The 16,452-nt window shown below is 34.0% G+C and carries 15 protein-coding genes and 1 other annotated feature; of the genes, 12 read left to right on the top strand and 3 right to left on the bottom strand.

The window, feature by feature from the left end; translation table 11 throughout:
• Positions 1-6: 6 nt before the first annotated feature.
• A complete protein-coding gene (locus tag EKH84_RS12520) occupies positions 7-1,266 on the top strand; it encodes an AI-2E family transporter (protein WP_127066569.1) in 1,260 nt (419 codons plus the stop codon).
• A 71-nt stretch (positions 1,267-1,337) separates the two neighbouring features.
• Here the strand turns inward: EKH84_RS12520 and tyrS are convergent, their stop codons facing one another.
• Positions 1,338-2,561, bottom strand: a complete 1,224-nt coding sequence (gene tyrS, locus EKH84_RS12525) for a tyrosine--tRNA ligase (protein ID WP_127066570.1) — start codon at positions 2,559-2,561, stop codon at positions 1,338-1,340.
• Positions 2,562-2,622: 61 nt separating this feature from the next.
• Positions 2,623-2,819, bottom strand: a binding site (T-box leader).
• A gap of 185 nt (positions 2,820-3,004) precedes the next feature.
• On the opposite strand from tyrS, the gene EKH84_RS12530 reads away from it, so the two are divergent.
• A complete protein-coding gene (locus EKH84_RS12530; protein WP_127066571.1) occupies positions 3,005-4,963 on the top strand; it encodes an alpha-amylase family glycosyl hydrolase in 1,959 nt (652 codons plus the stop codon).
• Positions 4,964-5,028: 65 nt separating this feature from the next.
• Here EKH84_RS12530 and EKH84_RS12535 read toward each other — a convergent pair whose 3' ends face one another.
• Together EKH84_RS12535 and EKH84_RS12540 are read right to left on the bottom strand one after the other, a co-directional pair.
• Positions 5,029-5,442: a twitching motility protein PilT gene (locus EKH84_RS12535; RefSeq protein WP_127066572.1), complete on the bottom strand. Its 414-nt coding sequence runs from the start codon at positions 5,440-5,442 to the stop codon at positions 5,029-5,031.
• A 185-nt stretch (positions 5,443-5,627) separates the two neighbouring features.
• Positions 5,628-5,849, bottom strand: coding sequence for a DUF378 domain-containing protein (locus tag EKH84_RS12540; RefSeq protein ID WP_127066573.1), 222 nt, complete (start codon positions 5,847-5,849; stop codon positions 5,628-5,630).
• A gap of 190 nt (positions 5,850-6,039) precedes the next feature.
• On the opposite strand from EKH84_RS12540, the gene EKH84_RS12545 reads away from it, so the two are divergent.
• From EKH84_RS12545 to rsxC, 10 genes are all read left to right on the top strand, one after another.
• Positions 6,040-6,957: a M14 family metallopeptidase gene (locus EKH84_RS12545; RefSeq protein ID WP_127066574.1), complete on the top strand. Its 918-nt coding sequence runs from the start codon at positions 6,040-6,042 to the stop codon at positions 6,955-6,957.
• Between the two features lies 1 nt (position 6,958).
• On the top strand, positions 6,959-7,921 hold the full coding sequence (locus tag EKH84_RS12550) for a TIGR01212 family radical SAM protein (protein ID WP_127066575.1): 963 nt from the start codon (positions 6,959-6,961) through the stop codon (positions 7,919-7,921).
• Between the two features lie 14 nt (positions 7,922-7,935).
• Positions 7,936-8,625 (top strand): metallophosphoesterase, encoded by a 690-nt coding sequence (locus EKH84_RS12555; RefSeq protein ID WP_127066576.1) that lies wholly within the window; start codon positions 7,936-7,938, stop codon positions 8,623-8,625.
• A gap of 57 nt (positions 8,626-8,682) precedes the next feature.
• On the top strand, positions 8,683-10,044 hold the full coding sequence (locus EKH84_RS12560; RefSeq protein ID WP_127066577.1) for an RsmF rRNA methyltransferase first C-terminal domain-containing protein: 1,362 nt from the start codon (positions 8,683-8,685) through the stop codon (positions 10,042-10,044).
• A gap of 9 nt (positions 10,045-10,053) precedes the next feature.
• Positions 10,054-10,782 carry a pseudouridine synthase gene (locus EKH84_RS12565; protein WP_127066578.1) on the top strand — a complete coding sequence of 243 codons (729 nt, stop codon included), beginning with the start codon at positions 10,054-10,056 and terminating at the stop codon, positions 10,780-10,782.
• 207 nt (positions 10,783-10,989) lie between these two features.
• On the top strand, positions 10,990-11,925 hold the full coding sequence (gene argF / locus EKH84_RS12570; protein WP_127066579.1) for an ornithine carbamoyltransferase: 936 nt from the start codon (positions 10,990-10,992) through the stop codon (positions 11,923-11,925).
• A 195-nt stretch (positions 11,926-12,120) separates the two neighbouring features.
• Positions 12,121-13,200, top strand: a complete 1,080-nt coding sequence (gene serC, locus EKH84_RS12575; RefSeq protein ID WP_041712959.1) for a 3-phosphoserine/phosphohydroxythreonine transaminase — start codon at positions 12,121-12,123, stop codon at positions 13,198-13,200.
• A gap of 11 nt (positions 13,201-13,211) precedes the next feature.
• The gene (locus EKH84_RS12580) at positions 13,212-14,369 is read left to right on the top strand and encodes a phosphoglycerate dehydrogenase (RefSeq protein WP_013657091.1); all 1,158 of its coding nucleotides are present in this window, start codon (positions 13,212-13,214) and stop codon (positions 14,367-14,369) included.
• A gap of 105 nt (positions 14,370-14,474) precedes the next feature.
• A complete protein-coding gene (locus tag EKH84_RS12585) occupies positions 14,475-15,017 on the top strand; it encodes an ATP-binding protein (protein ID WP_013657092.1) in 543 nt (180 codons plus the stop codon).
• Between the two features lie 111 nt (positions 15,018-15,128).
• Positions 15,129-16,448: an electron transport complex subunit RsxC gene (rsxC, locus tag EKH84_RS12590; RefSeq protein ID WP_127066580.1), complete on the top strand. Its 1,320-nt coding sequence runs from the start codon at positions 15,129-15,131 to the stop codon at positions 16,446-16,448.
• Positions 16,449-16,452 lie beyond the last annotated feature (4 nt).

A 16,452-nucleotide genomic window follows, 5' to 3' on the forward strand; every position in this document is an offset into this window, starting at 1 on the left:
CTTACTATGAAAATCGAAAAAAATAATCGCTATTTTACAATAGCGGCATATGCTGTAGGAGCATGTCTAGTAACCGTCATTGGTATATTAGCCGTACTTCATTTTAAGGAGGTATGGGCTGCTATTTGTAAAGTATTTGGGCTTATTTATTGGTTATTAAAACCGCTTATTTTGGGGTTTGTTATTGCTTACCTTTTGGATCCAATTGTGGAGTTTTATGAAAATAGATGCCATAAGATAAAAGGAAAAGAATTATTTCATAGTAAGAAAGACCAAGCCGAAAGTGATTTAAATCATCCAAAGCGTTGGCATATGAGAACTGTGCCAACGCTTTTTACATTTTTAACAGTTATTATGGTATTAGGTTTGTTCATTTTAATCATAGTAATGAATATAGAAGCTATTGCAGGCAACTTTTCCTTGCTTGGAATCAAAGAAAGTATCAATCGCTATTTAGCTTATTTTGAAAATATGTTAGAAGGCGTTAATCGGTTTACGAATGAAATGGGGATTTTAAGAGGACAAGAGGGAATTGTTCAGAAGGTTTATAGTGCTATTAATGATTTTGTTTTAAGATTGTCTAACCAACTTCTAAACTCCTTAACGACCATAGGATTAAATACTATGAATCTTTTGTTAGCTTTCGTTATAGCTTTTTATTTGCTTCAAGATAAACAGCGTTGCATTGCTGTAGTTAAAAAAGCCAGCTACACACTGTTAAAACCTAAAATTTATAGACATACTATGGTACTTTGTCATGACATTGACTATGTTTTTTCGGGATATATTAGAGGGCAAATTATTGATGCAATGATTGTAGCTGTATTAACAAGCTTGGCTTTAACAGTTATTCAGCTGGACTTTGCTATTATTATTGGTGTTATTGCAGGCATATTCAATTTGATTCCTTATTTTGGACCTATTGTAGGTTTTATTTTAGCCATCATTATTGGCATTCTAGATCCTAATCCAATGAAAGCTGTTTATGGAGCAATAGCTATTTTGATCATTCAGCAAATAGATGGATGGATTATTGTCCCTAAAGTAGTAGGAGAGTGTGTCAAACTTCACCCGGTTATTGTATTATTAGCGATTTTAATTGGTGGTAATTTATTTGGTTTAATGGGAATGCTTATTGGTGTACCAGTGGCAGCTTTCATTAGATTAGTTTTACTCAGATACGTAACAGAACTGTTTCCAGATGGAGAAGAAGTACTAGAGGAGGAAATAGCCTCTCAGGCCAAAGAAGAAATAAAAGAGAAATAACCACATATAAAAAGTAAAAGGCACCTCATTATAACCATTAAGGAATAATAAGGTGTCTTTTTGTGAGTCTATTATTTTAAAATAACTTTATGGAATACTTTTTTGCCTTTTTGAATCATTAATTCATTATCTTTAAAGTAGTCTAAAGTTATGAGGCTATTAGGATCTGTTATTGCCACACCATCTAATTTGATACCATTTTGAGTGACTAAACGACGACCTTCAGAACGAGAAGGAACAAGCTTTGTTTCTTGTAATAAAGAAAGAATATCCATACCTGTTTCGAAGTCGGCGGCATTTATTTCTGTAGTAGGAATAGAACCACCATGAGCACCACCTAAGAAAAGAGCTTTTGCGGCTGTATCAGCTTTGAGAGCCTCTTCTTCACCGTGAACAATTTTAGTAACTTCAAAAGCAAGACGTTCTTTAGCTTTATTGATTGCAGAACCTTCTACAGCTGTTAAGCTATTAATTTCATCCATAGGAATAAAAGTTAAAAGAGATAGGCAGCGCTTAACATCAGCATCAGCTACATTTCTCCAGTATTGATAAAACTCATAAGGAGATGTTTTTTCAGGATCTAGCCAAACAGCACCCTTTTCTGTTTTACCCATTTTTTTACCTTCACTATTAGTTAATAGTGAGAAAGTCATACCAAAGGATTGGTCTCCATGAAGTCTTCTAACTAATTCCACACCACCTAGTATATTAGACCATTGATCATTGCCACCCAATTGCAACTTACAATTAAAACGACGATAGAGTTCTAAAAAGTCATAAGACTGCATAAGCATATAGTTAAATTCAAGGAATGATAATCCTTTTTCAAGACGTTGTTTAAAACATTCAGCAGTAAGCATGCGATTAACAGAAAAATGTACACCAACCTCTCTTAAAAAATCAATATAGTTGAGGTTACGTAGCCAATCTCCATTATCAACCATAATCGCTTCATCATTTTCAAAGGAAATAAAACGTGACATTTGCTTTTTGAAACATGCAACATTATGGTCAATTATTTCTGTTGTCATCATTTTACGCATATCTGTTTTTCCGGTAGGGTCACCAACCATAGCAGTTCCACCACCAAAAAGAGCAATAGGCCTATGACCGGCTTTTTGCATATGGCTCATAGCCATAACGGTTACAAAGTGACCTACGTGAAGACTGTCAGCGGTAGGATCAAAACCTATATAAAAAGTAACTTTTTCCTTTTCTAAAAGCTCTCTAATTTCTTTTTCATGAGTCATTTGTTCAATAAACCCACGTTCCATTAAAATGTCTAATACATTCATTACTTTGCCTCCTATGTTATAAATGGTTATCATAAAAACAACAAAAAGGGTTACCTCATCCAATAAGGACGAGATAACCCGTGGTACCACCTTAATTCACAAACCAAGTAAGTTTGCCTCAAGTCGATAACGGTGACAACCGAAATAATTCAACTCCAAAGTTGTAATTCATAAATAATTAGGGATGTGTTCACACCAACCACACACTCGCTGAACCCATACATTAGTTTACTACTAAGACTTTATCATCGTTTTTATGACTATTTGATTAATGCTTATCTTAACATAGACATTTTTGATTTTCAAGAGGGAGTAAAAAAGTTTTGATAAAATAATAAATTACCTTGCAAAATAAAACCATATACTTCAAAATATTAAGAGTATAATAATTAATAATCAGTGAATGATAAACAGCGATTGGGTTTAAATGGGAGGTTAAGTATATGTATGGTTCATCTGTAGGGCAATCCGTAATAGGATGTCATTTTACAGAAATGAGGACTCATTTAGGTGTCTATACGACGAGAGCTTCAAAAATGCTTTTAGAAATATACGAGGAAGCACAAAGTATTGTACCTATTACTAAATTTATTATGGATGCGGCAACCTATCAAAAGGATAATGTTTTTAGTATACAGATAGAGGATTTAAAAGAAGGAATGGCCTATGTATGGCGTATCGTTCACGAAGATTATTCATATTCTCCATCTATTATGGATCCGTATGCTAAAGGAACATTCTTTTTTCAAGGAGAGTGGCGAAATATCATAAAGAAAACTAAGAGGTATCATCTCCCTAAACCACAGATTCCATGGGAAGAGACTATTCTTTATGAAATGCATGTAGGACATTTTACGATGAATAATAAGACACTTTCTAAAGAAACAAGAGGGACATTTATAGGCTTAATGCAACAGTTACCGTATTTAAAACAATTAGGTGTAACGACGTTAGAGCTTTTGCCCATTTTTAAGTGGAATGCCTATACTTTAAAAAATAGAAATCCACAGACAGGGGAACTCCTAGAGGATGTATGGGGCTATAATCCAGTAGGTTTTTTTTGTGTAGATGAGAGGTTTAGTGTAAGTAAAGAGAGTTCAAAAGCTATTGATGAATTTAGACTTTTAGTAGAAAAAGCTCATGAAGAGGGCCTAGAGATTATATTAGATGTAGTATATAATCATACAGGTGAAGGTGGGGAAGACGGAACAGCTTTTCATTTTAAATACCTCGCTCCTGAAGTCTACTACAAGTACAATGATAAAGGGCAATTTTTAAATTGTTCAGGAACAGGAAATACTTTAAATACGAATCATAGCATCGTAAAAAAATTCATTATAGATAGTTTAGTTTATTGGAGTGAGGAGGTCGGTGTAGATGGCTTTCGTTTCGATTTAGCGTCTATTTTAGGGCAGGATGAATGTGGTAGATGGATTAAGACATCGCTGCTTAATGAGATTGCTGAGCATCCTTTACTCGGAAAAGTTAAACTTATTAGTGAAAGTTGGGATGCAAAAGGGAGTTATGATGTAGGAAGAATGCCTTATCCTTTTAGAGAGTGGAGTGACTACTTTAGAGATACCATGAGACAATTTGTGAAAGGTGACCAAGGAAAGATAAAAGCCTTGGCTGATTGTATTCAGGGAAAAGAAGTCTATTTTACAGACCTAACGAAAGGGACTTCTCATATGATTCATTTCATTACAGCTCATGATGGCTTTACTATGTGGGATTTGTTATCTTATAATGATAAGCATAATGAAGCTAATGGGGAAGGAAATAGAGATGGACACAATGCTAACTATAGTTACAACTGGGGAGTGGAAGGAACGACAGAAGATACCAATATTTTAGAAGCCAGAAAACGGGGGATGCGCAACTTAATGTGCTTACTTATTCTTGCCCAAGGGGTACCTATGCTTCTTATGGGAGATGAAATAGGACGCACACAAGGAGGTAATAATAATGCTTTTTGTCAAAATAATGCATCTGTTTGGATGGATTGGGAAAGAGTAACAACGTTTAAATCGCAGTATTTATTTGTCCAAAGATTAATTGCGCTCAGAAAAAGTCTAGACTATTTTAAAACAGCTGATAAAAATAACTATAAAATAAGTTGGCACGGTATACGGTATAATCAACCGGATTGGTCTTATTACTCAAAGAGTATTGCTTGTTTTATTGAAGGAGATCAAAGTTTATTTTTAGTGGCAAATAGCCACTATGAAAGTTTAAGATTTGAAATGCCTCCTTCTAATCAGAAGTGGTGCCGTGTGATTGATACAGCAAATAAGGAAATAGAAGACATCATTAATGAAGAGATGGTAGAAGAAACAAATTATGAGGTAAAGCCTTATAGTATTTGTCTTTTTAAAGAAATAAATTATAAAAAGATAGGATAAAATAAAGAGGGCTATTGAGATGAACGATTAAACGTTATACATCACAATAGCCCCTTGACTTTTCATTATGCAATAAGATAAGGGGTGAGGTGTTTTGGAATGTCTCCATGGGAACAGGAGGTACCAATGATGAATTCAACTTGATATTTATCGGAGAGTTCCCTGATGCGATCAAATAACTGAGCCAAGTCGTCAATGCAACAATGGGTAAGTTTTACAAGTTCATCAATAAACACAATTTCAATATCATGATTAGCAGATAAAATACCACACAAGAAACCGAAAAAATCCGTTTGGGATTTTAAAGGAAAGGTAGAGGCTTCAATAAGACGTACTTGATGAGATAGGGCATAACGATGAGTATTAGTACTGTCAATATAAACAGCATGACCTTTAATGTGTGTTACAGCTTGGTTGGCAGCTTCAATCATTTTTTTTGTTTTACCTTCGCCTGTTTGACCTGTTATAATTTTGATCATACACATCACCTCTTAAATAGTTTTTATTATTATATTTATTCAATTTTTTTTTCAAAATACCTCTTTTTTTAGGAAAAAAGTAAAATGCTTTTTAAGCTTTATGATTTGATATAGGTATAAATGATAAAAGACTCCAGATAATAAAAAGAAAACCACTTTAGAAAAAGTGGCTCTAGTAAAACATATTAATTATTGGAATAAGGTTGATCGTAAACACGTCCATAAAGTGTAAGACAGTAAAGACCTGCGATACCAATTACCGCATAAATAACTCTACTTACCCATGAACTCATACCACCGAAAATAAATGCCACTAGGTCAAATTGGAAAAAGCCAATAAGTCCCCAGTTAATTGCACCGATGATAATAAGTGTAATAGCAATATAATCCCAAGTTCTAGATCTCATAATGAAGTAACCACCTTTCTGATATTTTATAGCAAAGCAAGATGATACTTGTATTATGTGTATATTATCAAAATTTATTCATTATACGCTGTGATAAGGTATGGATATTATTACCAAAATATAAGATAGTAGGTACATAAAGTTATTTGATAGTCCATATAAATAAAATAAACGAAATAAGGAGAAAAGTATGTCATATATTTCCAAAAGTCTTGTTTATTTAGAAAATCAAATGTATAGTTATCTAATCATGTTACAGCAATTAAAAGCACTTGAAAATCAGTATCCCTTTTTAAAAATACAAATGATAGGTAAAAGTGTTATGGAGCGTCCCCTTTATCTTATTCACTTAGGTAATGGAAAACGAAAAATACATATCAATGGTAGTCATCATGCCAATGAATGGGTAACTAGTTTTGTTGTAATGAAATCCGTAGAAAAGCTTTGTGAAGAAGTAAGGATTGGACAAGTAAAACTAGAACAAATCAATTTTGACTTTGTGCCAATGGTTAATCCTGATGGCGTTGAGCTTTCTTTATATGGTCTACAGTCCACTATTTATAGTAAGCAAAAAGAAAAATTATTAAAAATGAATGAGGGATTTGATAATTTTTCAAGATGGAAAGCTAATATACGTGGGGTAGACTTAAATCGAAATTATGATGCAGGTTTTGCAAGCTATAAGAAAAATAGTGAAAAAAAAGGACCAAGCTATGCGTATTATGCTGGTATGGCACCCGAGAGTGAACCAGAAAGTAAGGCTTTAGCAATGCTCACCAGAAAACGATTATATGATATGGTCTTAGCTTATCATACTCAAGGAGAAGTGATCTATTGGAATTATGGGAATGTTGAGGTGCCAACTGCTAAGGAATATGCTATAATGTTTTCCGAAGCAAGTGGCTATTTACTAGATGAACCAGAAGAAGCAGCATCATCTGGTGGATATAAAGATTGGTTTATAGCGACTTATAAAAAACCTGGCTTTACAATTGAATGTGGTATAGGAGAAAATCCCATTTCAGTTAGTCAGGCAGAAAGTATCATAAGACGTACATGGCCTATTATCAAATGTGCGCAAAAGGACATAAGAGAAGGAGTCATTTGATTTGGAAGTTTACCATAAATATTCAACTTATTTAAAAGAAAAGTATGGAGATAAGGTTTATAAAATCCCAATCCATTTACCAGTTACTTGCCCTAATCGTGATGGAGCAGTAGCTTATGGGGGATGTACTTTTTGCGGAGACGTAGGTGCAGGATATGAAATGCGTAGTAGTAAAGAAAGTGTTGCAGAACAGTTAGAAAAAAACATTGAAAAAATTAAAAATAAATATAAGGCAAGATATTTTATTCCCTATTTACAAAACTACAGTAATACGTATATGCCTCTTGACACTTTTAAAAAGGTATTAGGAGAACTTAATCATCCAGATAGTGTAGGTATTTCAGTATCAACAAGACCTGATTGTATTAATAAGGCTTATTTAGATGCATTACATGAGTGGGCCACTACCTATAAGAAGGAAGTATGTATAGAGTTAGGATTACAAACAATTAATTATCATACTTTAAAAATCATTAATCGAGGGCATAGTTTGGCAGAATATTTAGATGCTATTATGCAGATTAAAGCTTATCCTTTTACTTTATGTACCCATATTATTGTAGATTTACCTTGGGATACAATGGAAGATGTTATTGAAACAGCCAAATGTATGAGTGCATTAAAAAGTGATTATGTTAAATTACATGCGTTGTACATTGTCAAAAATACCGTTTTAGGTGCTGCTTATGAAAAAGGTGAATTAGAACTTATAGATTTAGAAAGCTATAAAGAGAGAGTGATTACATTTCTAAGATATTTATCACCCGATATTGTCGTACAGCGTATTATAGGAAGAGCACCAGAAGAGCATACTTTATATGCTAACTGGAATACCAGTTGGTGGAAAATACATGATGATATTGTAGCTACTATGGAAAAGCATGGTTATAAGCAAGGCGATCTATGCAATTATTTAAATGGGAAGGCTCTTAAGCGTTTTAACAGTTGTTTAAGTTTAGAATAGGGTAGGAGAAGGTCATGAAGATATTTGCTATTGGTGATTTACATTTAAGCTTTAGCGCTAATAAGCCTATGAACATATTTAGTGATGGGTGGGAAAATCATTACAAGCGCATAGAAAAGAATTGGAGAAAGAATATTAGTTATGAAGATGTGGTGCTTATTCCTGGAGATATATCTTGGGCAATGCGTTTTCAACAAGCACAAGTCGATTTAGATTGGTTAGAAGCGCTTCCGGGCAAAAAGATCTGTATTAAAGGAAACCATGATTATTGGTGGGATCGACCTAAAAAGCTGAATGAGTACTATAAACAAATTGTTTTTTTGCAAAATACAGCTTATCGAATAGGAGAGGTAGCTATTTGTGGGACAAGAGGATGGATTAGTCCTAATACATCCTCTTTTACAGAGGAAGATTCAAGAATATATGAACGAGAACTAATGAGATTAGATCTTTCTCTTAAAGCAGCAAAAGAGGCAAAGGAAATATGGGTGATGCTTCACTATCCACCAACTACTCAGCAGGAGCATACCTCCTCTTTAATAGAGAAATTAACCGGTTACCCCGTAACGAAAGTGATTTATAGTCACTTGCATGATGAAATTTCTTGGGGACAAAGTCTAAGAGGTGTGTATGATGGAATTACTTATGAGCTTGTATCGGCTGATTACTTGCAATTTGATCCACTTTATTTAGGAGAAGTATAAGCCTATACTTAAAGATCTAACAAGTAATGATACTATATCAATAATGGAGAAGAGAAAATGAAGTTACCAGAAACTTTTACAGTAAAGATGAAAGCGTTGTTAAAAGATGAATACGAGGATTATTTAGCTTCTTATCATTTACCTCAATATCAGGGGATTCGTATTAATACATTAAAGGTAGATTTAGAACAATGGGAAACAATAAATCCCTTTGCAACTTTAAAAGAAGTCCCATGGTGTAAGGAAGGTTTTTACTATGACAAGGAAGAGAAACCGACTAAACATCCATACTATTATGCTGGCCTTTATTATATACAAGAACCAAGTGCTATGTCACCAGGCGCTTATTTACCAATTGTTCCTGGAGATCGTGTACTTGATTTATGTGCAGCACCAGGAGGAAAGAGTACACAAATAGCAGCACGTATGCAAGGAAAAGGCGTATTGGTATCTAATGATATCAGTGCTTCAAGAGCGAAAGCGCTTTTGAAGAATCTAGAAAACTTTGGCGCTAGGCAAGCTATTGTTACGAGTGAAACCTCTGAGAAACTTGCTAGTAAGTGGCCAGGTTATTTTGATAAGATCTTAATTGATGCCCCCTGCTCGGGAGAAGGTATGTTTAGAAAGAATGAAACCGCAGTTAAAAGTTGGGAGAATTATGGTGTTGATTATTGTATGAAGCTTCAAGAAACTATTTTAGAAGATGCCGCTACTATGTTAAAACCTGATGGTATGTTATTATACTCTACGTGTACTTTTTCACCTGAAGAAAATGAAGGGATGATTGGTGCGTTTTTAAAAAAGCATTCAGATTTTAAAGTAGTGCCGTTATTGCCTGTAGGAGGGATACAAGAAGGTAAACCTGAGTGGATAGATGCTCCAGCTAGTTTAAAGGGAGCATTAAGATTATGGCCTCATCATATAGAAGGTGAAGGACATTTCGTTTGTTTATTAAAGCGTGAAAATAAAAATCATGAATTATCATATAAACCACAGCTTTATAAAAGATTAAAGGATTATTCTGAAGCGTACGCCTTTTTAAAGGAACAAACCTATTTACCTGAGGATTTACCTGTTGTAGAGATTAAGGGGAAATTGTACCAAGTCCCATCAGACAATCCACCTTTAATGGGTATTCGTGTGATTAGATGTGGGGTATTACTGGGTGAAATTAAAAATAAGCGTTTTGATCCAGGGCATGCCTTAGTGTTAGCTTATGGAAAAGAAATGTTTAAAAATACTATCTGTTATAAAAGTACAGATGAAGAAGTTATACGTTATTTAAAAGGAGAAACGCTTTTACATGAGGCACATAAAGGGTATCATGTTATTTGTGTAGATGATCAGCCTTTAGGATGGGTAAAGGCTCAAGACGGAAGGCTCAAAAATCAATATCCAGCAACTTGGAGAATGGTATAGGTGGAAAAAATGAGTGGAAAAAAGATACGTTTAGATAAATATTTAGTACATGTAGGTTATGGGACTCGTAGTACCGTTCAAAAGGTAATCAGAGGTAAAAAAGTTAAGGTAGATGGCCAAGTCATTATAAAACCCGAAACAGCTGTTAACCCTCTAACAAGTATAGTAGAAGTAAATGGTGAAAGAATGGATTACCAAGAGTTTTATCACTTTATACTGAATAAACCCAGAGGTTATATTACAGCAACAGAAGATGGACGTGATCAAACAGTTTTAGACCTATTAGAGGAAAGAGATCAGAATAAAGAAGTTTTTCCAGTAGGAAGACTAGATAAAGATACGGAAGGCCTACTAATTTTAACAAATGATGGCAAGATGGCTCATGGTTTACTTTCTCCTAAACGTCATGTTGATAAGGTCTACTATGCTAGGGTGGCTGGCAAAATGACAGAAGAGGACATAAAAATGTTTGCTGAAGGAATCACTTTAACTGATGGTACAAAGTATGCACCAGGAAAACTAGAAATTATCAGAAGTGATGAGGAATCAGAAATTTATGTGACTATCCACGAAGGAAAGTTTCATCAGGTAAAACGTATGGTTCAGGCAGTTGGAAAAGAAGTCGTCTATTTGAAACGTATTAAAATGGGTGGACTTGAGTTGCCAGAAGATTTAAGTTTAGGGAATTACCGCACCCTTACAAAAGAAGAATTGGATTTACTTACACAAACTCAATAAGTTAAGAAAATGATTAGCAGACAGTTAAGTATGTTAATCATTTTTTGTTTATAAAGCTTTCAAGAAAAGGTGTTTTTAGTATTTAGAGAGTAGGCCGTTTATTTCAACAGAAGTATAAAAAGTTTTTATTAATAAAAAGTTGAATTTTTATTAATTGTATGTATAATTATAAATATATTTATAAAGATTACTTAAGGGGGAATAAAAATGTTTGGATTAAAAGGAAAATCTTTTTTGACATTACATGATTTTTCGTCAGAACAAATTAATTACTTATTAACTTTAGCAGGCGAATTAAAAAATAAAAAAAGAATGGGCATAAAAGGAGACCTACTTACAGGAAAAAATGTAGCTCTTATTTTTGAAAAACCTTCTACACGTACACGTTGTGCTTTTACTGTAGCTTGTGTAGATGAAGGTGCACATCCAGAATATCTAGGAAAGAACGACATTCAATTAGGTCATAAAGAAAGTGTAGCTGATACAGCACGTGTATTAGGGCGCTTATTTGATGCCATAGAATTCAGAGGTTTCTCACAAGAAGTTGTAACTGATTTAGCTAAGTACAGTGGTGTACCTGTTTATAACGGTTTAACAGACCTGTATCATCCAACACAGATTTTAGCAGATTTATTGACTATGAAAGAACATTTAGGCGAACTAAAAGGAAAGAAATTCGTTTTCATAGGAGATGGACGTAATAATATGGGCAATAGCTTATTAATTGGTTGCACAAAGATGGGAGTAGATATTACGATTATTGCACCAAAATCTTTATGGCCAGAAGAAAACCATGTAAAAGTTTGTGAGGGTTATGCAAAGCTTTCTGGTTCCAAAGTAGAAATTACAGAGTCTGTTGAAGCTGTGAAAGGTGCAGATGTGATTTATACAGATGTTTGGTGTTCTATGGGAGAAGAAAATAAAGCTAAGGAACGCATTGCACTTTTAAAACCTTATCAAGTGAATGAGGCGCTTATTGCAAAAGTTGAAAATCCAAACATGATTTTCATGCATTGTTTGCCTGCAGTGAAGGGCTATGAGGTGACGGAAGAGGTGTTTGAAAGCAGTTATTCTGTTGTATTTGATGAAGCAGAAAATCGTATGCATACTATTAAAGCCGTCATGGTAGCAACTTTAAGCTAATCTGAAACAATGCAATGATATAAAAACTGTATAAATAGACAAAAATTTAGAGGAAATATGAATCTGAGTTATGACAAAAAATCATATGTTAAAATTATGTGTAAAATTTTACATTGACTATTTTTAATAAATTAAATATAATTTTATAAACATTAGATATAATGTGGAGATTATTTTTAAAATTATAGGAGGGGTATCATGCGTGTATTTAATTTTTCAGCAGGACCTGGTGCATTGCCACTAGAAGTACTTGAAAAAGCTCAAAAAGAACTTGTATGCTATGGAGATAGCGGTATGAGTGTTATGGAGATGAGTCATCGTTCGAAACCTTATGACGCAATTATCAAAGGCGCTGAAGCAAAACTCAGAGAAATTATGAACATTCCTGACAATTATAAAGTGTTATTTTTACAAGGTGGTGCATCCCTTCAGTTTGCCATGATTCCATTAAACTTAATGAGAAATTCATATAAAGCTGATTATATTGAGTCTGGTATGTTCGCATCTAAAGCACTTAAAGAGGCTCAAAAGTTTGGAAAAGTTAATGTTGTCGCTTCTTCAAAAGCAGATAAATATGCTTACATACCAAAAGTAACAAAAGATCAATTTGATTCAGAAGCAGATTATGCTTATATTTGTGCTAATAACACGATTTATGGAACAAAATATCATGAGTATCCTGATACTGGTAATGTGCCATTAGTAGCAGATATGTCTTCATGTATTTTATCAGAACAAGTTGATGTAAGTCGTTTTGGTATTATTTATGCAGGCGCACAAAAGAATTTAGGACCTGCAGGTGTAACACTAGTTATTATTCGTGAAGACCTCGTTGGTCATGCCAAAGAAACTGTACCATCAATGCTTAATTATCAATTAATGGTAGAAAATGAATCCATGTATAATACACCACCAACTTATGGTATTTATATGCTTAAACTGATGTTTGAATGGATTGAAGCACAAGGTGGAGTAGCTGCTTTAGAAAAGAGAAATAAAGAAAAAGCAGCAGTGCTTTATAACTATTTAGATGAATCAAAAATGTTTAAAGGAACAGCCAATAAAGAAGACCGTTCTTTAATGAATGTTACTTTTGTAACAGGTAATGAGGAGCTAGATGCTAAATTTGTAAAAGAAGCAACAGCTGCTGGTTTTGTAAATCTAAAAGGACATAGAAGTGTAGGTGGTATGCGTGCTAGCATTTATAATGCTATGACACTTGAAGGTGTACAAAAATTAGTAGAATTTATGAAGAAATTTGAAAGTGAAAACTAGGGGGGAACGTTTTGTATACAGTTCATACTTTAAATAAGATTTCACAAAATGGTTTAGCGTTACTCGGAGATGCTTACAAGGTATCTGATGAATTAAATAATGCTGATGCCATTCTTGTAAGAAGTGCAAAAATGCATGATATGGTTTTACCAGAAAGTGTTAAAGCTGTTGCTAGAGCGGGAGCAGGTGTTAACAACATTCCTATTGAAGCTTATGCAGAAAAGGGGATTGTTGTATTTAATACACCAGGAGCTAATGCAAATGCAGTAAAAGAGTTAGTACTGTGTGGTCTTTTACTTGCTTCTAGAAAAGTTGTAGATGGCATTAATTGGGCTAAAACCTTAGAATCAGATGTAGCTAAAACAGTAGAAAAAGGTAAGGGTGCTTTTGGCGGTGGAGAAATTCTTGGTAAAAAGCTAGGTGTTATTGGTCTGGGTGCTATTGGTGTTATGGTAGCTAATGCCGCACAAGCTTTAGGAATGGAAGTCATCGGCTATGATCCCTATATTTCAGTAGATGCTGCATGGGGGCTTTCACGTCATATTAAGCATGCTAATACTTTAGATGAAATTTATGCTGAAGCAGACTATATTACAATACATGTGCCTCTTTTGGATAGCACAAAACACATGCTCAATAAAGAAGCTTTTGATAAAATGAAGACAGGCGTAGCTGTTCTTAATTTCTCTAGAGATACACTTGTTCAAAATGAGGATATGAAGGTAGCCATTGCTGAAGGTAAGGTAGCTAAGTATGTGACAGATTTTCCTGTAGAAGATGTTCTTAATCAAGAAAACATTATTGCTATTCCTCATTTAGGCGCATCAACAGAAGAATCTGAAGAAAACTGCGCAGTTATGGCAGTTAAAGAAATTAAAGATTATTTAGAACAAGGAAATATCACGCACTCTGTTAATTACCCTGAATGTTCTATGATTTGGAATACAAGCGCTAGACTTGCTATTGCTCATAAAAACACGCCAGCAATTTTAGGCAAAATTACAGCTATTATTGCTGAACAAGGTATCAATATTCAAGATATGACTAATAGAAGCCGTGGTGACTATGCCTATACTTTAATTGATACAGACACTAGCATTTCTGAGGAGGATATTCAAAGAATTGAAAGTGTTGATAATGTTATTAAAGTACGTATATTAACTAAATAATAAGTCATATATAAACTTAGAAGGTAAAGAAAGGAATTAAGAGGACTCTTAGTTCCTTTCTTTTATTGAAAAGAAATAAAGAGGTATTCAAAGAGGAGGTTCAATATGCAGGATTTGTCTTTACATATACTAGATATTGCTCAAAATAGTATCAGAGCGCATGCTGATGAGATACATATTTGCATTGAAGAAATGCCAAGTAAAAATCAGTTAGTTTTATCTATAGAAGATAATGGAAGCGGTATGCCGAAACAACTTGCTAAACAAATCACAGATCCTTTTGTTACAACACGTACTCTAAGGCGTGTAGGTTTGGGCATCCCCTTACTCAAACAGAATTGTGAAAATAGCGAGGGTGAATTAAGTATTGATAGTGAACAAGGTAAGGGAACTATTATAAAAGCAACTATGGCTTATCGGCATATTGATAGGGTACCTTTAGGTGATGTAGTTAGTACACTCATTATCCTTATACAAAGCAATCCTAAAATCAATTTTATTTATAACTATCAGTATGAAGAAAAAAGTTTTGCTTTTGAAACAGCAGAGGTGAAAAAAATTTTAGGAGATGTAGCTATTGATAATTTAGATGTTTTGGCATGGCTTAAAGAATACCTTGAAGAAAATATGAACTCTGTTAAAAAATAAATTATTTTATATTTTGCTGAAATACTAAAAATAAATGATAAATTCTTTGATAATATGCTATAATTCTTATGATTGGATTTAACTATTTAAGATAATTAAAGGGGGCGCAGTATGAAAGGATTAACCTTCAAAAAAGGTATTCATCCCAATTATCATAAGGAAATCACCTGTGATAAGAAGATTGAAGTGATGCTACCGGGAAGTGAACTTGTATTTCCAATGTCACAACATATTGGCACACCGTGCACACCTATTGTAAAAAAGGGTGACCGTGTCTTAGTAGGGCAAAAGATTGGTGAAGCCAGTGGCTTTATTTCTGCTGCCATACATAGTTCTGTATCAGGTACAGTAAAAAGTATAGAAAATCGTTTAACCTTTAGAGGTAATAAGGAAAATAGTATAGTGATTGAAAACGATAATTTGTATGAAGAAACACCTGGAATGGCGACTTCTGCTAAAAGCGATTATAAAAACTTAACTAAAGAAGAACTTATAGGTTTAGTTAAGGAAGCTGGTTTGGTTGGAATGGGGGGGGCTACTTTTCCTACTCATGTCAAATTATCTACCCCACCAGATAAAACAGTAGAATACATTATTATTAATGGTGCAGAATGCGAACCTTATTTGACCTCAGATCACAGGGTCATGCTAGAAAATGGTGAAGAAGTCATAGAAGGTATTAAAATTTTGTTAGAAGTATATAAAGAAGCTAAAGCTATTATTGGCATCGAAAATAATAAGATGGATGCTATCAAGCAGATGAAAATGCTTGCTAAAAATACAGAACGCTTGGAAGTTGTGACTTTAGATACTAAATACCCTCAAGGTTCAGAAAAACATTTAATTTATGCGATTACAAAGAGAGAGGTACCAAGTGGCAAACTACCTATAGATATTGGTTGTATTGTGCAGAATATTGATTCAATGGTTGCTGTTTGCCGCGCTGTTACAAAAGGTCAACCTGTTATGAGACGTATTGTAACTGTATCTGGTAGTGGCGTAAAGAAACCTTGTAATGTTGAAGTGAAAGTAGGTACTTCATTTAAGGAAGTTTTAGAGTATGCTGAGTGGGATATGGAACGAACGGTAAAGATTATTGCCGGAGGTCCTATGATGGGGATTGCTATTTCAGATGTTAATATTCCTGTGATGAAAGGGACGTCTGCCATTTTATGTTTTACAGATGAAGAAGTAACATCTGTTCCTACGACTCATTGTATGCATTGTGGTAAATGTGTAACAGTATGTCCGATGCATTTGATTCCTAATACTCTTCATAGACATGCACTTCATGAACATTATGATAAGTTTATGGATTATTATGGTATGGATTGTATAGAATGCGGATGCTGTTCCTATACCTGTCCTGCTAAGAGGGATATTGTGCAAAGTATACGTACTGCTAAAGCAGTTATACGTGCGAAAAAATAGAAAA

The sequence above is a fragment of the Cellulosilyticum sp. WCF-2 genome (assembly GCF_003990395.1).
Classification (GTDB): domain Bacteria; phylum Bacillota; class Clostridia; order Lachnospirales; family Cellulosilyticaceae; genus Cellulosilyticum; species Cellulosilyticum lentocellum.